At 45.6% G+C, this 20,487-nt stretch carries 14 protein-coding genes; 4 read left to right on the top strand and 10 right to left on the bottom strand.

From position 1 onward, the window contains the following. Together V6R21_RS02395 and V6R21_RS02390 are read right to left on the bottom strand one after the other, a co-directional pair. Positions 1-225, bottom strand: a 225-nt coding sequence (locus tag V6R21_RS02395; RefSeq protein ID WP_334240515.1) for a hypothetical protein, incomplete at its 3' end; no start/stop codon positions are given. Between the two features lie 99 nt (positions 226-324). After that, positions 325-963 (bottom strand): helix-turn-helix domain-containing protein, encoded by a 639-nt coding sequence (locus tag V6R21_RS02390; RefSeq protein WP_334240032.1) that lies wholly within the window; start codon positions 961-963, stop codon positions 325-327. A gap of 214 nt (positions 964-1,177) precedes the next feature. On the opposite strand from V6R21_RS02390, the gene V6R21_RS02385 reads away from it, so the two are divergent. Both V6R21_RS02385 and V6R21_RS02380 read left to right on the top strand, forming a co-directional pair. Then, positions 1,178-1,375 carry a hypothetical protein gene (locus V6R21_RS02385; RefSeq protein WP_334240031.1) on the top strand — a complete coding sequence of 66 codons (198 nt, stop codon included), beginning with the start codon at positions 1,178-1,180 and terminating at the stop codon, positions 1,373-1,375. 276 nt (positions 1,376-1,651) lie between these two features. Continuing rightward, a complete protein-coding gene (locus V6R21_RS02380; RefSeq protein ID WP_334240152.1) occupies positions 1,652-2,584 on the top strand; it encodes an IS1595 family transposase in 933 nt (310 codons plus the stop codon). Between the two features lie 31 nt (positions 2,585-2,615). On the opposite strand, the gene V6R21_RS02375 is transcribed toward V6R21_RS02380, so the two are convergent. From V6R21_RS02375 to V6R21_RS02340, 8 genes are all read right to left on the bottom strand, one after another. Beyond that, positions 2,616-4,292, bottom strand: coding sequence for an arylsulfatase (locus tag V6R21_RS02375; RefSeq protein WP_334240150.1), 1,677 nt, complete (start codon positions 4,290-4,292; stop codon positions 2,616-2,618). A gap of 27 nt (positions 4,293-4,319) precedes the next feature. Continuing rightward, positions 4,320-5,354, bottom strand: a complete 1,035-nt coding sequence (locus V6R21_RS02370) for a glycoside hydrolase family 43 protein (RefSeq protein WP_334240149.1) — start codon at positions 5,352-5,354, stop codon at positions 4,320-4,322. A gap of 78 nt (positions 5,355-5,432) precedes the next feature. Continuing rightward, positions 5,433-6,887, bottom strand: coding sequence for a glycoside hydrolase family 27 protein (locus V6R21_RS02365; protein ID WP_334240147.1), 1,455 nt, complete (start codon positions 6,885-6,887; stop codon positions 5,433-5,435). Between the two features lie 31 nt (positions 6,888-6,918). Further along, positions 6,919-8,400 (bottom strand): arylsulfatase, encoded by a 1,482-nt coding sequence (locus V6R21_RS02360; protein ID WP_334240146.1) that lies wholly within the window; start codon positions 8,398-8,400, stop codon positions 6,919-6,921. A 398-nt stretch (positions 8,401-8,798) separates the two neighbouring features. Continuing rightward, positions 8,799-11,129 (bottom strand): sulfatase-like hydrolase/transferase, encoded by a 2,331-nt coding sequence (locus V6R21_RS02355; RefSeq protein WP_334240144.1) that lies wholly within the window; start codon positions 11,127-11,129, stop codon positions 8,799-8,801. A gap of 9 nt (positions 11,130-11,138) precedes the next feature. Then, entirely contained in the window at positions 11,139-14,120 is a 2,982-nt protein-coding gene (locus V6R21_RS02350; RefSeq protein ID WP_334240141.1) for a T9SS type A sorting domain-containing protein, read from the bottom strand. A gap of 188 nt (positions 14,121-14,308) precedes the next feature. After that, a complete protein-coding gene (locus V6R21_RS02345) occupies positions 14,309-15,853 on the bottom strand; it encodes a glycoside hydrolase family protein (RefSeq protein ID WP_334240140.1) in 1,545 nt (514 codons plus the stop codon). A 66-nt stretch (positions 15,854-15,919) separates the two neighbouring features. Further along, complete coding sequence (locus tag V6R21_RS02340; protein ID WP_334240137.1) at positions 15,920-17,689, bottom strand: RICIN domain-containing protein; 1,770 nt, start codon at positions 17,687-17,689, stop codon at positions 15,920-15,922. 431 nt (positions 17,690-18,120) lie between these two features. On the opposite strand from V6R21_RS02340, the gene V6R21_RS02335 reads away from it, so the two are divergent. Next, the gene (locus V6R21_RS02335; protein ID WP_334240135.1) at positions 18,121-19,806 is read left to right on the top strand and encodes a ribulokinase; all 1,686 of its coding nucleotides are present in this window, start codon (positions 18,121-18,123) and stop codon (positions 19,804-19,806) included. After that, positions 19,769-20,470, top strand: a complete 702-nt coding sequence (locus V6R21_RS02330) for an L-ribulose-5-phosphate 4-epimerase (RefSeq protein ID WP_334240133.1) — start codon at positions 19,769-19,771, stop codon at positions 20,468-20,470. Before V6R21_RS02335 ends, V6R21_RS02330 begins: the two co-directional genes overlap by 38 nt. Positions 20,471-20,487 lie beyond the last annotated feature (17 nt).

Raw genomic sequence — 20,487 nt, 5'->3', positions numbered from 1 at the left:
AAGCGTGACAAGACTGATGGCCATACATAAAGAAAGCCAGAAGGGCAGGCTGGAGGATAGGGCATCAGCCAGAAAGTAGCAACCTGTGGCAATACTGGCCAGTGGGAATAGGTACCTGCCGACAAGGCCTGCAATGTACAGTTCCTTGTAAGTATCTATATAGGGTTTATCCATCAGCAGGCGGTCTGCCTGCTGACAAATGCGGTGATTGAGAATATTTCGCATCAGTTTAAACAGTGTTATGAAAAGTTGAGGCAATAGCGTATCGATCCCTCCTTGCCAAAGGGCAAAGAGCGGTAGTCAACTTTTCTTTTCCAGAATAGATTAGCTAAAAAGCAGGATAGGGCTACCCGCCTTAAGGGTACGTAAAAGCACTTGCTTGATAAGGTTAGGTTTGCCCTTACACCTTTCTTGCAGCATGGCTTTTGCCTTGCTGACAAATCGCTTGCTATGCACAGCGTCCTTGAAAGGTTTTTCTGCACTGACTAGGGAGAGGTAGCGATCGAAAAGCAAGTGAACAGCCTGCTCCAGCTTGGCTTTTCTCAAGTGTTCCGGAACCAGCTCAGGTGAGCTATGAATGATCTCCTCTTCTGAAAGTGTCTCTAGACCTGAAGAAATTTGCTCTGGATTGTCACTGGGATTGCTTTTTTCTTTTTGCGGAGAAAGCGTCTGCTTCAGCTGCTCAATCACCTCACCTACCCGGATGGTGATCTTGCGTCTCCAGCTTTTGGGGTTTTCGATGGCAAGTACACCAAAACGAACCAGCTCACGGATGGCTCGCTGTACAGTGGATATACTAATCACCAACTTTTCAGCCAGCTGGCTGTTGGTAAAATTCATATTGAGAAGGGCTGTCTTTTCTTTCTGGACAGCAGACAGGTAGGCAAAAAGTCGCTTGGCATTTCCGGTCAACTTACCGGACGCATTGACTTTTGCACGCAATTCAAGTATGTTTGCGCTCATAGATTCAATTAATTTTGTTTCTTACTGAAGCCCTTTAAGGTGATCTGTTTGGCGATGGAAACACCTTAAGTGGGCTTTTTTAATTACATTCTTTAATTTTGCTTTATATTAAAGGATAATCAAAAGTATCATGCTTTTTGCTTTTTGACAATTTTTCTAAACTAAAAAGCTTTACGTCAAAGCAAATAAAGAATGATTCTAAATAAATTGAATCATGACTAAAGAAAAAAAACAAACTACCTCAATTTCCATTACCAAAGAGGCTCAGAAAAAATTTGCTGAAATGCAATTTGAATATGTATTAGCAAAACGAACTAAATCAAATGCAAGTGATTTCTTGATATTTCTACTAGAGAAGTTTGAGAAAGACTTAAAAGCTGGCAAGATCAAACCAGATACAGACAATCAATAAGAGGGGATATCTCCTCTTTTTTATTCTCAATAAAAAAGCATAAGCCTTTCTATCTTATATACTTTCTATTTCTTCTCTATTATTATGTCGGTCATTCTGATGCAGCAGTAGGTCACGTTGATTCAGTAGTTAATCGTTTTGACCTTGTAGCTAATCAGATCAATACCCACATTTTATCTTTAATGGGTATCCGCATGATTACAACCAAATTATTAGGACGTAAATAGCTTACGATCTGAGCAGGTATCTTACTGTTGAAAAAAAGACAGTACAGCCATGCAATTGATAGAATTCATCACCCATTTTCCCGATGAGGAAAGCTGTAAAAAGGAAATGCACCGTTTACGCGAAAAGCAAGGAATTACCTGTAAGAAATGTGGTGGTCAAAACCATCACTGGTGCTCCAGTATCGAAATGTGGCAATGCAAATCCTGCCGGTTCCGGACTTCTCTTAAAAGTGGGACAGTCCTTGAAAACAGCAAGCTTCCGCTTCAGACCTGGTTTCTTTGCCTGCACCTGATGAGCTCAACCAAGAAGCCGTTTTCAGCCTTGGAAGTTCAGCGTCAGCTGGGACAGAAACGTTATGAGCCAGTCTGGGCTATGATGCATAAAATCAGGGCAGCCATGGGCAAAAGAGATAGTCATTACCAATTGGAGCAGTCCATTGAACTCGATGACGCTTTCTTCAAGCAGGTACTTCCTAAAGGAGATCCCCGACTGGAAGAGCCTGTCAAAAGAGGGAAAGGCAGCCAGCGGCAAGCCAAAGTAATGGTCATGGTCGAGTCTGAGCCAATTGAAAGCCCGAAAAAAGGGAAGAAACACCGCAGTTGTGGGTATCTGAAAATGCAGGTGGTTGACGATCTCACGTCAGACACTGTGCTAAAGGTTGTCCGTGAAAATATCAGTAGTCAGGTTCATGCCACCACCGACAGTGCTCCCTGTTTTGATCGACTTACTGAATGCATAAAGGAGCACACAAAGACTTTTGAACGTAAGCCATATAAAGTCTTGCCTTGGGTACATACAGCAATCAGCAATGCCAAAAGGTATTTGCTGGCTAGCTACCACATGATTTCAGAGAAACATATGCAGAAGTATCTCGATGAATTCTGCTATAAGTTCAACAGAAGATATTTCAATGAACATTTATTCGACAGGCTACTTGTCGCAATCATTGATAATCAAACTTTGTTGCAAAAAAGCAGATAGCCATTCACTTTTATATATAAACTACTCTTACTTACTGAGGGTTAGGATATACCTGATATGCATTTGCTTTCTGTTCCCACAAGGCTACCATTTCTTTGAGCTTATCCGGATATTTATCTGACAAATCCTGCAATTCAGTCTGGTCTTCCGCAAGGTTGTAAAGCTCCCACTTATCCGTTTCTTTCAGCATCACCAATTTCCAGTCTCCTATCCTTATTGCTTTGTTACCTAGATGCTCCCAAAACAGCAGGTCATGTTTCACCTTTCCAACACCCTGCATAGCAGGCAATAGACTTTTACCTACGGTTGGAGTGATAGTTCTGCCTTCAAAAGTCTCGGGGTAATTGGTCTGCGCCAATTCAACGAAAGTAGCCATCAGATCCGATACATGTCCCAGATTGCTGACAAAACTTCCTTTCTGCTGAATGCCTTTCGGCCAGTGTACAATCATTGGGGTACGGATACCACCCTCAAATACTTTGGCTTTAAAATAACGATAAGGCGTATTAGCCACATTAGCCCATTCCTTTCCTATTCCAGCATGAACGGTCTGTGGTCCCGGCAGCGATTTTTTATCTCTTGGGAATACGACGGTCTCTCCTTCCCTTGTTTCTCCGGCACGGTCAAAACCCGCTCTGATAGGCTGCTCAGGGCTTGCGCCATTGTCAGAGAAAAACAGGATAATGGTATTGTCCAGTTCTCCGGTTTCCTCCAGTTTTGCCACCAGATTGCCAACGGTTTGGTCAAGCCTATCAATCATGGCTGCATGTACTGCCATTGCATGTGCATCCCAAACAGTGTCTGCATTATCTTTCCATTTTTCCTTAAACATCCTTGGAGACAGTACCGACTCACTTTCTTTTAGCAGCCCCATGTCCACCATTCGTTTGTATCGGGTTTCCCTGATAGCATCCCAACCTTTTGTAAAAGTGTCCTTGTACTTTTCAATATCTTCCGGTAATGCCTGCAATGGCCAGTGCGGGGCACAATGTGCCACATACAGGAAAAATGGCTTGTCATCCTTGGCAAACTCATCCACATAAGCCACTGCCGAATCGCCAATTGCCACTGTATGGTAATAGTCAGCTGGTACACTCTCTACCGGCTCTTCGCCATTTACAAGACTGAACGGGTCAAAGTAATCTACCACACCCCAGATATTGCCATAATATTTCTCAAAGCCTCTGCCTGTCGGGTAGGATGCCCTGTCTGAAAAATCCCCGAAATTCTTTTGATGTGCCAGCCATTTTAATTGCTTCTCTCCTTTTTGGGCTTTGGTCAGTGACACGTGCCATTTACCGACCATACCCGTACGGTAACCTGCAGTTTTCAGCACTTCCGCTATTGTGACGGTATTCTCTGTCAGATGCCCTCGGTAACCGGACAGTCCCTTGTCACCAGTCATTGCTCCAATGCCTGCTTGATGTGGATAAAGTCCCGTCAGGAATGAGGCTCTTGTAGGGCAACATCTTGCCGTATTGTAAAACTGTGTCATCCGGATACCATTCTTCGCCAACCTATCCAGTGTGGGGGTATTGACTTCCCCTCCAAAACAGCCTAAGTCGGAATAGCCCAGATCATCTGCCATAATCACCACAATGTTGGGGCGTTTGTCTCTAGCTTCCTGCTGTACCGTTTTAGTAGTGCATGCCATCAAAAACAGCAGTAGAATGCCTAGTAAAAGTCGGGTCATGGTTAATGATTTCATGATTCCAGTATTTTTATTTTTCTGAATTTAAAGTGTTCCCAATAGCTGTCTACCGACTTCAATAAAATCGCCTTCGTCATAGAGTTCATAGATCTGAACCCTTGTTGCAGGTTGCTTGAAGTAACGGTGCAATACCAGCAGCAGCCTTCCGTCAAAATCCCTGAAAACCATGCCGTGCCCACGGTCATCCTCCAATAGTGGTGACTTGATATGCTTCCAAGGTCCTGTGATTTTTCCGGAAGTGGAGTAAGCATAGGTCTGGGCATATTTCTTTTGCCCCCAACTAGACCAAAAAAGCAGCAGTTTGCCTGTCTTTGTCCTGTACAGGTAAGGCCCATCCGTCACCACTCCCGGAAAACGCACTTCCTTGTAGTTAATCGACTTACGTGTCCAGTCCAGTTCCCCTGCCGAGAAAAGGGTAACCGGATCTCCGACCGTAGCTGATAGGTCATCTTTCAATCGGATCGCCTTGATTTTCCCGTCGTTTTCCTGTACCCATTCGTGGCAATACACCATCCAAGGTATGCCGTCTTCTTCCCAAAAAGTGGCATCCAACGTCATCTCTCCTTCCGGTGTATGGGCTTTGTTATCAAAAGGCTTGAACGGTCCCAAAGGAGTATCCGCTACCAGTATTTGTGAAGCCCTTTTGGTGATTTTTGGTCTGCCCTTTCTTTCATCTATCACCGTTTCCCAATCATTGAAAGTGACAAACAGGTAATATTTCCCTTTGTAAAAATGCACTTCTGGCGCCCATGGCGAATCCAGCTTGTCTGCCCAAAAGTCTTCTGGTACCTCAAAGACAATCTTCGGTATTGACCAATGCTCCAGATCCTTACTGACATACGCCTGTACACCTCCCCTTCCATTTGGAGATTTGGGCAATTGCCATTCTTTTTTGGGTGAATAGTTACCGTATATATAATATTGATGGGTTAGCGAATCAGCTAAAATACAAGGGTCATGTACAATTAGGTTATCAATATGAATGGGATATTCCTGTGCATAGCTGCCAAAGCCTATCATCATTAACAATAAACAGAAAACAATCAGTCGTTTTTTCATGTCAAATTTAATCATCAGGTGAAAAAAGAAAGAGGAACCATCAGCCCCTCTTTCTATAACTATTAGCTTAACATTTATTTACCTTGAGGCTACGTCATTTACAGCGCTGAACCTGTATAGCTTTGCCCCATGCGACGGTATTTTCACAGCAAAATCATTTTCAACCGTACCAACTTCCTTGCCTTCCCATAGGTCCCTTACCTTGTATTTCTTTCTCATATATTCATATTCCGTCTCAAAGGTAACGAGGCTTTCCTCATTCCTAAGGTTAAAAAGTGCCACGTAACGGTCACCAGTATCCGGATCAGTTGCTACCCAGCAGGCATGTCCGTTTTTGCGGTACACCTGCCTGTTATCCACACTTTTCTGGTTCACATTATACACCTCATGATTCTGTAATAGCTTGATCACCCAATCAGGTGAAGAAAGCAGATCACCACCCATCATCAGTGGAGAGCGGGAAATGCTCCAAAGTGTCAACAGTGTGTAATGCTCAGCCTCCGTAAACTGCGACATTCTTTCTGGTCCATGAGGACGGTTGTTGAGCGACAATTTGCCAATCGGGAGCATGTCTGCATCAGGCCAGTGATGCGGCTGAATATAGGAAGACCACTCCTCAAGCAATTCAAAGTTATGTTCCAACGATTCCCAATTGTCCCAGAAGTCAGCAGAGATACGCCACATATTGGCATTGGTTTCTAGATGTCTTGCCTGAGACAATGGTGCTTCCCCACAAGAAAGACTCAGTACCATCGGTCTGCCACTGTTGTCAATTGCCTTACGCATCATCTCAATCTCACCCTTATGATAAGGTGGTACCATCATGTCATCTGCCTTGATAAAATCCACTCCCCACTCAGCATAAAGCTCAAAAAGAGCGTTATAGTACTCCTGTGCGCCTGGTTTGGTTGGGTCTACACCAAACATATTATTCTGCCAAGGGCAAGTATCCCAAGGCTCAGAGATATCCTGTGCCGTAAACTCGGTTCCCTTGATTGGCAAATTTTCATAATATGCCTGTCTCGAGATACCTCTCATAATATGGATGCCGAATTTCATGCCTCTGCCGTGTACATAGTCAGCTAACTGCTTGAACCCCTTTCCTTCCACCGCTGAAGGGAAACGTTTTACAGACGGCAGCAACCTGCCATACTCATCCATTTCCAACTTGTCGATCGGAATTCCGTTCTCATCCAGCCTTACATCTGGATGTCCGAAACGCCTGTCAGGGTTATCCCAGTTGCCGGGTGCATGGTTGAACCAAACATAGTCCACCACGGCATAGTTCCAACCATATTCCAATAGGTTATCTGCCATAAAGTCCACTGTTGCCTTGAATTCCTCTTCATTGATTCTACAATCATAGGCGTCAAAGGAATTCCATCCCATAGGTGGGGTTGCTGCCACATCATGTACCAACGTCTTCTTGACAGATACCTTATTCTCATTAGGTTTCTGGGCTTTCATGCCACATGAGGACATAGCCAACGCCGTACCCACCACCAGCAGACCCATCAGTTTTCTGCTAATCATTTTTTCTATCTTTTATCAATTGTCAAATTCACTAAAAAGCTACTTCCAAATTCTCTTTGTCAGAGAATAGGTCAGTTACGCTGAATGGGCGGTGTGCTTCTGCAAACAGTTTTTCCATTTCTTCCACCACTTCCGGATACTGATCAGCCACATTATTGACCTCCCCAACATCAGCCGTCAGGTCATAAAGCTCGAATGTCACTGGTTGCTTACTGCTGCGTACATTCAGCTTAATTGCCTTCCATTTGTCTTTACGGATCGCCTGCTTTCCACCCTGTTCATAAAATTCCCAATAGAGGTAATCGTGTTCACGCTGCTCACCTGTTCCTAAAAGCGTAGGCAGGAATGAGATACCGTTAATGTCTTCAGGTGCTGCCTGCCCAGTAAGGTCACAAGCCGTTGGCAGTAAATCCCAGAATGCTGAAAGATGTTCTGTTGTTGTTCCAGCCTTGATTTTGCCAGGCCATGCAGCCATAAAAGGAATCTTGATACCGCCATCGTACATGTCTCGCTTGGTGCCTCTGCATTCACCGCTTGAAGTAAAGAAGTCAGGGTCGTGTCCACCTTCCGTATGAGGTCCGTTGTCACTGGCAAACATCACCAGTGTATTCTCTTCCAGTCCCAGTTCTTTCAGTTTTGCTCTGATATTACCCACTGTGTTGTCCATTCTTTCCAACATTGCCGCGAAACCTTTTTCCGCTTCCGGCCAGTCCTTGTCTACATAGCTGCCGTAATCAGGTACTTCCATACCATTCTCAAGGTTTTCGTTGTTCGCATGCGGAATAGTAAGCGTTACCATCAGGAAGAACGGATTGTCCTTGTTCTGTTCTATAAACTTCAATGATTCCTGTTCAAACAGGTCCGGCGTGTATTCCGTACGTTCTGCCGACCAGCCATTGCCCTCCGGCTTGTCAGCCCAAGGGTTGTTACCGTTCTCGTCTGTTTTCAGCTTGTTTGCCAGACTTACCTTCTCCTCATTTCTGTACAGGAATTCAGGATAGTAGTTGTGGGCATGCCACATGTTCAGGTAACCGAAGAAATAGTCAAAACCATTACGTCCGGGGTCATTGTTCGGAATCGGGTGACCAACTCCCCACTTACCGATGTTGGCAGTCTTGTAGCCTGCCTGCTTGAATACCTCAGCCACTGTCACGTCCTCATCTGCCAGTATCTGTACCTGTGCTGGGTGGTTACCTCTTACAGAACTGTTACCAGTATGTTTACCAGTCAGGAGTGCTGCCCTTGATGGCGCACAAACAGTGCTACCTGCGTAATGGTCTGTAAACAACATTCCTTCATCTGCCATCCTGGAAAGATGGGGAGTCTTGATTGTTTGTTGACCGTAAGCAGTTAGGTCTCCATAACCCAAGTCATCCACCAGTATATACACTACATTGGGTTGTTTAGGCAATTCCGATTTCTTATCGGTTTTTTGGCATCCTGCATTCAGCAGGACAGAAAATAAAAGTACTGCTGTCAGTATTTTCTGTATCGAATTAGATAAGCTCATCATATCTCTTATTGGTTTTGAAAAATATCTTAAGGGCTGATTTAGCTCCGTTATGATTCGTATGAGTTGTCAATGTGAAAGTAAAAGGTGGAAATTATGCCTGCAACTGCACCAATCAGCTATGAACAAATGAGGTAATCAAAAGAACTATTTTTCAATCTCCACCTTCGCCACCCACCAATAAAAAAAACTCATTTTCAATGATTTACCATTTAAAAAACCAAACCATCAAAGCTATAAATGTCTTAGTACAGCATAAAAAATGAGTGCTACGTGAGGTGAACAGCAGCACAGAAAAAAAGAATTGAAAAATACGATAAGTCAACAGAAAAACACATTTGGTCAAATGAAATTCAAACAAAACCCCGACAGCCTTTACATAGATCTGTCGGGGTTACTTACTATTCAATCAGCAATTTCTGGATAAGAGGCCCCTCCGCTGTACTAAGCCTGATCAGGTAAAAGCCAGGTTTCAGTTCTTTGGTAGTGAATGCTGCCGTTCCCTGTTTTAAGGTGAAGTTTTTCACCATTTTCCCATTGACATCAAACAGATGACCGAATACAACTTCTTTTATCGGTAACTCTATTTTCACCCTGCCTCTTGAAGGATTAGGGTACACTTTCATCTCAAACTGTTCGCCGATGATATCCAAGGCTGCTATTCTTGCACCCCCAACCGAAACAAACTCCCACCTTGTCCAATCTCCTGTAGCGCTTGACGGAGCTACCTTCACGGTATGGTCTCCTGTGGGATTAGTGCTGTAGTCATCTACAGAAGTCGACCTGATACGTTTACCGCTTGCCCTGTTTTCCAGATGGAAATACCCGTCACCTGTCTCCACTGTTTTCCATTCTTCTTGGGCAGTAGTAGCTGTTGAGGTGGTAATCATCGCCTCATCAGTAGCATCAGGCATACTCAGGTACTGTAGAGAGCCTTGGTTCTGTAGCCTGAAATAGCCACTTGATGTTGGTACCTGTTCCCATTGCGTCCAAGTGCCAATACTACCTGCCTCCACCTGTGAAACACCGCCACTGTAGGGTCTGATTTTCTTACCAAAATTCTTGTTGAAAATATGGAACAAACCTGTCGTGCCACAAGTGATTGGCATATTGACTACCGGATTGTTGGACACCTTCTTGGTTGTACCGTCATATGGGCGTACCTGATATTCGTAACTTGTCCCCAACACTACCGTATTGTCTGAAAAACTGGTAGTCGTTACAGTTGCCAGATTGGCGTAGGTGGCTTCCCCCACTATTTTCCTTCTAACGATATATTCGATGGCACATGGGGCTGCTGACCAGCTCAAGTCTACAGTATTACAGCCATTCTGCACCGCTGACAGATCAGTGATATCCGTAATGGCTGTGCACCCTCCTCCTCCAATTACCAGTTGCTGCCCTTCCAGTAACATGTCATCTATCTGCTGCTGCAAGTCATTGATTATCGTATTGTAAGCAGTGTTTCCATAAAGGTTGTTCCATTCGTAAGGATCAGCCTGCACATCATATAGTTGGCTGTTACCTCCATCAGAGATGTACTTCCATTGGTTGGTTCTGATATAATTCGTAGAACCGTAAGTAGCAAATACTGGCTTATCCCAACTGCTCTGGTTCGGATTGTTGAGTAAAGGCTGTAAGCTATTGCCCTGTACATCACTTCTTGCGGATAGGTTACACAATTCAATCAATGTTGGGTAAACATCCTGTAAACTGACCACCTTCTGACTTACCTGCTGGTTTCCGGATGCTGACGGGTCATAAATAATCAGGGTTGTATGGTTTGCCTGCTCATAGACCGATGACTTTTTCCACCGCTTCTTTTCTCCAAGATGCCAGCCATGATCCCCCATAAAAAGCACAATTGTATTGTCCTTATGGGGACTATTCTCCAAGGCATCTAGGATAATACCGATATTGTAATCAGCATAGGCAAGATTTGCCAAATAGGCACGCAGCGCATTGCTCCATTGACCATCATTCACGATGGTCGTATGTTCCGAGGATGGAGAACCATCTGAAGCACTATATCCATCTGGTATTGGCAGTTGTGTCGGATTGAATTGGTCATAAAACTCCTTGGGACAATTCCACGGCAGGTGTGGACGAAACAAGCCAACCCCCATAAAGAATGGCTGGTTCTTGTTATAGTTTGTGATCTGATCTGCCATATGCTGTGCCAGTTGGGTATCATTGGACGTAGAGACATCGTAATTGCCTGCACTCCATTTGATAGGGCTGCCACTGCCTACCTCATAGGAATAAAAACTACCACCCTGTGCACCAGAATTACCCGTGTAAAGTGCTGACCAGTTTGTAGGGTCGGTATCAGAACTCCCCATACTACCTGGATGGTAGAGTTTGCCGCCCCCGTATGTCCAATAGTTATTCTGTTTGAAATACTGGTTCATGGTAACCACATTTTCAAACCCTGCAATATCCCTGACATACCCCCCTGAGTTGGAGGTTATGCCAGTAGTGGAAGGACGCAATCCCGACCACATTGAGTTTCTGGATGGGTTGCAAACCGGAGAAGAACAGTAGGCTTTAGCAAAAAGGACTCCTTTATTAGCTAGTGAACTTACGTTGGGTGTCTGTGCTGCAGGATAGTAACCGATTTCCGGCAACCAATGGTTGAAGTCATCCGCCATGATCAGTAGCACGTTTTTCTGCTGACCTAATGCGAAATTCCCCAATAGCAACATTGCCAATATTAAGATGATCTTTCTCATATCCTCAGCCTATTTGATCACCAGTTTATTCACTTCCTTAAAATTGGACGATTCTACTTTAAGCAGATACACACCAGCAGGAATCTGGGCAGTTGAAATATCCTTTGTTCCTTGACTGACTTCCAAGGCTCTTACTACCTTACCTTGCAAATCCAGAATCTGTACTTGTGCTGTAGCATTACCTTTCCATATCAGCTTGAAGGACTCTGATACTGGATTGGGGTAAAAGGTCAATTCCTTATTACTCAACTCGGTATTTTCGGCAGCAAATCGTGCTCCTCCAACCGAAACAAACTCCCACCTTGTCCAATCTCCTGTAGCGCTTGACGGAGCCACCTTTACCGTATGATCTCCTGTGGGATTGGTACTATAATCATCTATTGATGTAGACCTGATACGTTTACCACTTGCCCTGTTTTCCAGATGGAAATAACCATCACCCGTGTCCACTGTTTTCCACTCTTCCTGATTGGTAGTCGCTGTTGAGGTGGTAATCATTGCTTCATCGGTGGCATCCGGCATACTCAGGTACTGTAAAGAACCTTGGTTCTGTAGCCTGAAGTAACCGCCCGATGTCGATACCTGTTCCCATTGTGTCCAATCGCCAGTACTGCCTGCCTCCACCTGTGAGACACCACCACTGTAGGGTCTGATTTTCTTGCCAAAATTCTTATTGAAAATATGGAACAAGCCTGTCGCGCCACATGTAGCTGGCATATTGACTACCGGATAATTAGACACCATCTTGGTTGTGCCATCATCCGGACGTACCTGATACTCATAGCTGGTGCCTAAGGCTACCGAATTGTCTGCATAACTGGTAGCGGTAACCGTAGCCAGATTGGTAAAAGTAGCTTCCCCTACAATCTTTCTTCGGACGATATACTGGATCGCACATGGGTCGGCAGACCAGTTAAGGTCAACTGTTCCACAACCATTCTGAACGGCTGTTAGGTCCGTGATATTCTGGATGCCGGAGCAACCTCCACTTGATGGAGTAAAATCGTAGTAGTCATTACCAGTCCCGAATACTATCTGTACAGTGTGGTTACCTGTCACGTTCTCAAAACTGACAGACTGCATCCGTCCCTGACTTACGCCATCAATCAGTACATCCGTGATTTTCTTGCCACTGCTCGGCAGTATCGTAACTGTCTGATCTGTCCCTGCCGGACAATCAATCACGCCACTGTTCCCTGACGGAAAGAAACTACCGCCAGCATTGGCAGTGACCGTAATATTATGGATGGTTCCAGAAGAGTTAAAAGTGATGTTTTTCACCCATTTGGCTGCATCCGTATTGCTACCATTGGAACCCGTCAGGTTCAGGTCAAAATAGTTCTGGTAATTGTTCCATTTCACCAGCTTTCCATCCACAATCAGATTCGTGAATACCCAACCGTCAATCCAGTTGTTGGAAAGCCCTGCCATCCTTTGCTTGACTGGCGTACCATTTGGAAGCTGAAAAGGCTGCTCCACTTTCACATCTTTGATCAGGAAATTGCGGATATAACCGAAGCTGTTACCGTTCTTGTTTTCCAATGTCACATTGATCAGGTAAGCCGTCTTGTCTTCCACTGCCATCCGCTCAATTACATTGTATTCCAACTGGATGCCATCGTCTGCTACCGAACCAAATACCCCTGTGTTGTCCTTACCTGCGGAAGACCATTCACTGTTAATGATGTAGTTGTCTCGGTATTCGGCAAATCCTGTTCCCAGATTTCCCCATCCAAGCATTCCCACTGCCCCATTTACACCGGGCCAGAATACGGAATTACGTACCTCATGCGGATCACGGGCATAGTCATAGTCATCACTGGTCTTGACAAAGATACCGTCAATGTCACTGCCGCCTCCAGGACGTATGCCATCATTATTGGAACACCAGCCAATGATTTTTATATTTTTAATGACAGTGTTCTGACCACTTGGACAGGTATGGTGAAATGCTTCCTTGAAAATCACCCCATGGTATTGTGCCCCTGTAGCAAAGTGACAGAACGCTTCTTTTATCTGGGTACTTTGTTTCCAAGTACCGTTCGCATTCGTACCTCCATAGTTCAGAATCTCATGCATCAAATGATCCCTGCCTGATACTATTCCCCTGCCATAAATCCAGCAATCATCATTGCCTTTGGCGTTAAAGGCTCCTCGCACATAGGCACCTCCAGCGATGTAGACTTTCTGTCCAGGTTTTGTCAGTCGCAACTGTCCATGATACAAGGGATAGTTCTGCTGAGTCGTCACGTTGGTCTGCCAAGTACTGATATTGTCCTTATGGTTTTTCATCTTGTGATCTCCCGGAGGAAAGTAGATGATGTCTGCATTCAGGATGGTGGAAATATCGGTATTGTTATTCCATACTACCACGTTGGCACCGGTCTGGCTCGGAATGGTATACCCTGCCTGTGACTCTGGTTTGTCTCCAAAGATCATCACACCATGCTTGATATTATTTCCACCATAGCGGTCATCATCCCAGTTATCCGCCACATCAAAATTGACGCTTACATACCTTGGCTCAGTCAGAAGGAACCTTACTTTGGTTCCGTCAAAGTAATGCGGATTGATGCCATATGCTTTAGGAGAGACTTCCACCCTAGGAGCAGCACCTCCAAACAATTTGGTCACCTCGACCTCAATGGTTCCCGAGAAACCAAACTCCACAAAAGTCAAGGTACGGTCTTCCAAAAATTCGGTACTGGCATCTCCACCACATATCTTATGTACCAAATCACCTCCGGATGTAATAAAATCACTTGCTGGAAATCCCACCTTGTCTGTATCATAGTCACGGGGTTTGGACATAATCTCCGTCATATTCTGCCAAGTGCCTGGTGTACCGTTCTGGTAAGTTCTGACCCTTACACTGTACTTGTCTGACTGTATGTCTGACGAGCCAGGCCAGTTATAGAGTTCCAGCTGTGCCAATGCCTGAAATGAGCAAAAGAGACACAATATCATCAGTAGATAACGCATTGTTTTCATGGTGTTCAAAAGTTGTTTTTGGGTAATAATGGCAGTGGTTCACTGCATAATTCGTGTATGATAATAAACCTTCTAATAAGTGATCGAACCAATATTCTAAGCTTCGGCTCCGCTCAGCCACCTATTCAAGTTGCCTGAGCGGAGTCCAAGGATTTTACTTAGTTTTCGATTTAGAAAACTATAAATGGCTATTGGCTGTCACTTGCCTGATTGAACTTCAGCAATTCGCCATTTTCCGCCACCCACAGCTTTCCTGCATCGTCCTTTCCAGTTTCTGTTTCCGTGACAGGATGTCCATCTACCGTCAGGTTTTCGATACTGATATCATAGTTCTGTGCAGTGCCATTCACCAAGTAACTGGCAGCAGCCTGTGGCTGGCTGTTCAATCCGGCATTCAGCGCCACATTGCGGATTTTTATTTTCCTGAAAATAGAATTGCTTTCATTCTCTGTATTGAGACCAATCAGCCTATGGCAGCCATTGTCAATGTAAATGCCATCAAACGTATTGTTTTCCGTCACTTTTCCCGACCCTTTCAGACAGTTGATAACGGCAGTGTTGCTGGTAAACTTATGGAAGGAAGTCCTGTAAACGCTGTAGACAATATAGGTGTCCTCCATCAGGTTACCGTCACCGTTCTGTTTGCTCCAGCAGAACTGGAAAGGTGCACCATTCACCTGCTGGAAGATGGTATTGTTCCGATAGTGGCAATTCTGGCTGTAGACCTTCATGGCGTCATCATTGACCTTGAAGAAGCAGTCATAGTTTTTGGAATTGTCTCCCACAATAGTACCGTCCGTGGAATACCACCAAGACAGCATCTTCACATTGAATACATCCAGCTTGCCCCTGCCCGTAATGGCAAAATGAGGTGGACAGATTGTTACGATACCTTCCACCGTACCGGTACTTTCTTCTCCGGTCTGGTAAACCAAGGAATATGGAATGCCAGATACATCCTCTATCACCTGCAGACCACAACCGGACAATACCCCTCGCCCATAGATCTTGAAATCCTGCTGGCTTTCACCAGAGAAAGAACCCACTACATAAGCACCTCCCGGCAGGTAAATTTTCTTTCCGGATCTGATGGGCATTTTGTAGCCCTCATATTGCATATGCGAGCCGCCGTCCCATTGGTGCATACCTTCCTCAAATACCGCATAAGGTTTGGCACTGTTCAGTTTCTTTCTGACCATTTCAATCTTATCCGTGGTGCGGATCACCTCCACTTGGGCAATATCTTTTCTGTCCGGCACATCCTCTTCCAGCGGATCGGCAAAGATAAAGAGCGGCTCTGCAGGGTTGCTGTCCAGCATGACAAATACCTGCAATGGCGTTTTACTTGCGGGTATCTGGAAAGTTGCTTTCCCATTGATCACCGTTGCCTGAATTCCCTTTTTCAGCGGATAAACCGTACAGCTTCGGATGTCGCCTTCCTTCTTTACCACCGTAACCGTGACCTCTTTTCCATGAGAGAAGTTTGTCCAATGGTTGTCAGGATTTCGGCTAAGATTTTTCCTGTATGCCGCCTGATTGCGGTCATACATCACATACGCTTCCTTGGAGGCATTTCCTTCCGATACAAATACCTGATACAAGGCAGAACGGGCATTGTACCCCTTGTTGGCATCAATGATTTTATCTGGATAGCTGTACACTTCAAGCTGAGCCTGTACCAGTAGCGGCATCCCGACCAGCAACAGCATAAACAATAGTTTTCTGGATTTCATTTTCGTCTGATATTGAAAGTAACAGGGTATGACTCTGGTCAAGTCATACCCCAAAAATGTCATAATTCACTTCTTAACAAACCTGTAAGAGGTTCCCATATGGCGAATCAGATACCATCCAGGTAACAGGTTAATCACATTCCCATTCTGCCCTAGTTCGATCAGGCCCAACTGTTTTCCTTCCAAGGTAAATAGACTAACTTTCTCTCCTTTTTCTACACCAGAAAGTGAAAGTGTATGTATCACAGGGTTTGGATATAGTATGATGTTATCTAACTGTATTTCAATTGCACTTAATCCAAGCCTTGCTCCGCTTACATTGATAAACTCCCATCTTGTCCAGTCACCAGTGGCACTGGAAGGTGCCACTTTTACGGTATGGTCCCCAGATGGAGCTGCATTGTAATCATCGGCAGAAGTACTTCTGATACGCTTGCCACTTGCACGGTTTTCCAAATGAAAGTAGCCGTCACCGGTGTCTACTGTTTTCCATTCCTCTTGATTGGTTGTAGCAGTAGAGGTGGTAATCACTGCTTCATCAGTGGCATCAGGCATACTGAGGTACTGCCCTGAACCTTTATTCTTGAGGCGAAAATAACCTCCTGAGGTCGTCACCTGTTCCCACTGTGTCCAGTCACCTGTGCTGCTAGCCTGTACCTGAGAAACCCCTGAGCCATAAGGCCTGATCTTCTTCCCGAAATTCTTGTTGAAAATGTGGAAGTAGCCAGTCGTGCCACAGGTTGCCGGCATGTTCACTACCGGATTATTGGAGACACCTTTATTGGTTCCATCCGAAGGACGAACCTGATACTCGTAGCTTGTACCCAACGCCACACTATTGTCTGCATAGGAAGTCCCTGTCACAGTAGCCAGATTGGCATAAGTAGCCTCTCCTACAATCTTCCGTCTAACGATATACGCTGTGGCGCAAGGGTCTGTTGACCAGTCAAGGTCCACAGTGTTACAGCCTGATTGTACAGCGGTCAGATCAGAGATATCGGAAACACCTGAACATCCGCCGCCGCCTGAAAGCAGGAAGTTTTCCATCTTGACAGGTCCGCCGTATTCATCATTGGTGATCAGGTAATACACCATTCCAGCATCGGAAATATCCGCCCGGTTGACCAGTACCATCTTGTCACGGATAATCTGATACTCCGTTCCGATCATCCAGTCGAAGTCAGCATAGCTGTTACCGTTTCCGCTTGTTCTCCTGAATCCGGTCGCCACATTGCTGTCCTCACAGAAATTCTGGTCCACGATTTTCACAAAATTGGCTGCCTTGATAAACGGATCGGTTTCCGCCCAATCATGGCTGTTGGCACCGTCATCATCGTGGTTCTCATTCCAGTTGGAGTGGGAGATGATAATGGTGTTGTCCCTGCCTGCCTGCGTGGCAGCAGCCAATGCCTGATAGATGACCTCGAAAGGTCCTGCCGCAATGATGTACAGCGGATCTGAAGCTGTCGAGGCATTGATCTGGTTCTTCAGGTGTGTGATGGTTGCACTGGTCGCTGAGCGAGCATTGTAAAAGACATTACTGTTTGGATACCACAATGCTTTACCTTCAGCCATAGCAGTTTCCTGTTTGGTTCGCTGATTCGTAATTTCTTGATCATGGTCACTCCATGAGTGGCAGTTAATATGGTAGTGAACCAACTGGAGAATGCCTTGGTCTTCTGCTTTCTTGACCAGCGCCATAGTAGCAACCGCTGCTGGAATATCATCCCTGTCGTGCGCATTGCCATCATGGCTCAACGCTACTCTTTTCTGTGCACAGAGGATAGTAACAGGCAGCAGTAAGACTACCAGTAAAACAGATACAAATTTTTTCATTTTGGATTTTAGAATTGAAATGAATTTGGAATATCGGCTACAACATAATTGCGATGTTGCCATGATTCATTTATCACTCATCCAAATAAGTGACTGATTTACAATTCATAAAATCACATTCTGAATAAGAAACATTCAGGCAAAATATCTGAACAGGACTAACAGCTTGCCCATTTGTATCAGTAGTGTCATGAAAACATCCTTTCTACTATCATCGTACAGCATTTCGTTCCTATCGTATTATCTCAATTTGACAGGTTCAAATTAGACAGCCTTCTACTTTTCCCTTTTGTACTTGTACAATGTTCCATTTCACTATTAAAAACCCTGTGAACGATCAGGACTATTTTCGTGAACAATTGAACAACCCGCCACCCGTCACTCCTCCTACTTTAGTTCCTGCACAAACCGTACATCAAATATTTAAAGATATGAACAACACCAAACAATATGTGATTGGGCTGGACTACGGTTCCGACTCATGCCGTGCGATACTGGTGAATACCGCTGATGGAAAAGTGATGGCGACACACGTCCACCCGTATCAGCGATGGAACAAGTTGACTTACTGCGATGCCCTGAAAAATCAGTTTCGCCAACACCCGCTGGATTACCTCGAAGGACTGGAAGCTACTGTGAAGGCTGTGGTTGAAGAGCTGACACTTGCTGAACGCCGTTTTGTCAAAGCCATTTCGGTAGACACAACCGGCTCCACCCCAGTAGCCGTGAATGCACAGGGAACACCACTTTCGATGACAGCAGGTTTTGAGGAAAATCCCAATGCCATGTTCCTGTTGTGGAAGGATCATACGGCTATCAGAGAGGCGGAGGAAATCAATCAGCTGGCAGCAAGCTGGGGCGGTGAAGACTTTACCAAATATGAAGGAGGCATCTACTCTTCGGAGTGGTTCTGGGCGAAAGTGCTGCATGTCATCCGTGAGGACAAGGAGGTAGCAGCCGCAGCTTATTCTTGGATGGAACACTGCGACTGGATTCCTTTTGTGTTGACCGGTGCCAAAGACCTGAAGACCTTTAAAAGAAGTCGCTGCGCTGCCGGTCATAAAGCCATGTGGCATCCGTCATGGGACGGACTTCCGGACAAGGCATTCCTGTCAGCTTTGGATCCTTCGCTGGCAGACCTGAGAGACAATCTGTATGAACATACCTATACTGCTGAGCAGGCTGCCGGAAAACTCTGCCAGGAATGGGCTTCCCGACTGGGACTTACCGAGGAGGTTACTGTCACGGTGGGTACATTTGATGCCCATGCGGGTGCGTTAGGCGGTGCTATTACGTCCAATACCTTGGTAAAAGTGATGGGCACTTCGACCTGCGATATGTTAGTCGCATCGGAAGAAGAAATCGATAATAATCTCGTGCAGGGCATCTGCGGTCAGGTGGACGGTTCCATCATTCCGGGCATGATCGGATTGGAAGCTGGACAATCCGGATTCGGGGATGTGCTGGCATGGTTCAAGAACCTGCTGATCTGGTCTGCCAAGGAACTGGCGCCACAGGAACTGCAGCAGGTTTCCGACAATATCATCCCTGCCCTTTCAGAAGCGGCTGAGAGAATTCCGGTGACTGACTCGTCTGTGATTGCACTGGATTGGATCAATGGAAGACGTACCCCTGATGCCAACCAACTGCTGAAAGGCGCTATCCACGGGTTGAATATGGGCATTGATGCCCCAAGAATCTTCAAGGCACTAGTAGAAGCGATCTGTTTCGGCTCCAAAGCGATTGTGGAACGCTTTGAGGAAGAGGGCGTGCCGATCCATACTGTTGTGGGCATGGGTGGCGTAGCCAAAAAATCCACCCTCGTGATGCAGACACTGGCTGACGTACTGAACAAACCGATCAAGGTGGTCCGCTCGGAGCAGGCACCTGCCTTGGGCGCTGCCATGTATGCAGCAGTGGCAGCGGGTATCTATCCTGACGTTCTGACCGCCATGGAAAGTATGTCAAGCGGTTTTGAAACCACTTACCAACCCATCGCAGCACATGTGAGTCACTACGCTTCCCTTTATGAACAATACAAACAAATAGGATCTTTCACCGAAAAAATCACCAAAGACAATGAGTCAGTACAAAGCGTTGAAGCAGGAATGCTATGAAGCCAATATGCAGCTGCCGGAACTGGAGCTGGTTATTTTCACTTTCGGTAACGTGAGTGCCGTGGACCGTAGCAAAGGCGTCTTCGCCATCAAGCCAAGCGGTGTTCCTTACAAACAGCTGAAGCCGGAGGATATGGTTATTGTCGATTTCGACAATAATATACTGGAAGGCAGCATGCGCCCCTCTTCCGATACCAAAACCCATGCGCTACTCTACAAGACATGGGAACATATCGGGGGCATCTGCCATACGCATTCCACCTATGCCGTATCATGGGCACAGGCGGGCAGACCGGTGCCGATCTTCGGTACTACCCATGCCGACCACCTAACGCAGGATATCCCGTGTACGCCAGAATTGACCGATGATATGATTCAGGGTAACTATGAGCATGAAACTGGCAACCTGATCATCAACACTTTCCTGAAAGAAGGTTTCAGCGCAGAAGAAGTGGAAATGGTACTGGTGCAGAACCACGGACCTTTCTCATGGGGTAAGAACGCCGCCAAAGCCGTGTACAACAGCGCCGTTATGGAAGAGTTAGCACGTATGGCAAGCATCACGTTGCAGGTAAATCCGGAAACCCCAAGACTGAAGCAGTCCCTTAAGGAAAAGCACTATTACAGGAAGCACGGCAAGAATGCCTATTACGGGCAATCCTGATTTTTAATAATGACTAA

The sequence above is a fragment of the Limibacter armeniacum genome, from assembly GCF_036880985.1.
In the GTDB taxonomy this organism is placed as follows: domain Bacteria; phylum Bacteroidota; class Bacteroidia; order Cytophagales; family Flammeovirgaceae; genus Limibacter; species Limibacter armeniacum.
Note: the sequence above shows the minus strand (reverse complement) of the source record. Positions and strands in the feature narration are given on the sequence as shown.

Bases quoted from the DNA above. Each gene is read 5' to 3' on its own strand.
- V6R21_RS02340 (WP_334240137.1), bottom strand. From the start codon at position 17,689: ATGAAAAAATTTGTATCTGTTTTACTGGTAGTCTTACTGCTGCCTGTT.
- V6R21_RS02350 (WP_334240141.1), bottom strand. From the start codon at position 14,120: ATGAAAACAATGCGTTATCTACTGATGATATTGTGTCTCTTTTGCTCA.
- V6R21_RS02370 (WP_334240149.1), bottom strand. From the start codon at position 5,354: ATGAAAAAACGACTGATTGTTTTCTGTTTATTGTTAATGATGATAGGC.
- V6R21_RS02335 (WP_334240135.1), top strand. From the start codon at position 18,121: ATGAACAACACCAAACAATATGTGATTGGGCTGGACTACGGTTCCGAC.
- V6R21_RS02330 (WP_334240133.1), top strand. From the start codon at position 19,769: ATGAGTCAGTACAAAGCGTTGAAGCAGGAATGCTATGAAGCCAATATG.
- V6R21_RS02365 (WP_334240147.1), bottom strand. From the start codon at position 6,887: ATGATTAGCAGAAAACTGATGGGTCTGCTGGTGGTGGGTACGGCGTTG.
- V6R21_RS02345 (WP_334240140.1), bottom strand. From the start codon at position 15,853: ATGAAATCCAGAAAACTATTGTTTATGCTGTTGCTGGTCGGGATGCCG.
- V6R21_RS02375 (WP_334240150.1), bottom strand. From the start codon at position 4,292: ATGAAATCATTAACCATGACCCGACTTTTACTAGGCATTCTACTGCTG.
- V6R21_RS02355 (WP_334240144.1), bottom strand. From the start codon at position 11,129: ATGAGAAAGATCATCTTAATATTGGCAATGTTGCTATTGGGGAATTTC.
- V6R21_RS02385 (WP_334240031.1), top strand. From the start codon at position 1,178: ATGACTAAAGAAAAAAAACAAACTACCTCAATTTCCATTACCAAAGAG.
- V6R21_RS02380 (WP_334240152.1), top strand. From the start codon at position 1,652: ATGCAATTGATAGAATTCATCACCCATTTTCCCGATGAGGAAAGCTGT.
- V6R21_RS02390 (WP_334240032.1), bottom strand. From the start codon at position 963: ATGAGCGCAAACATACTTGAATTGCGTGCAAAAGTCAATGCGTCCGGT.
- V6R21_RS02360 (WP_334240146.1), bottom strand. From the start codon at position 8,400: ATGATGAGCTTATCTAATTCGATACAGAAAATACTGACAGCAGTACTT.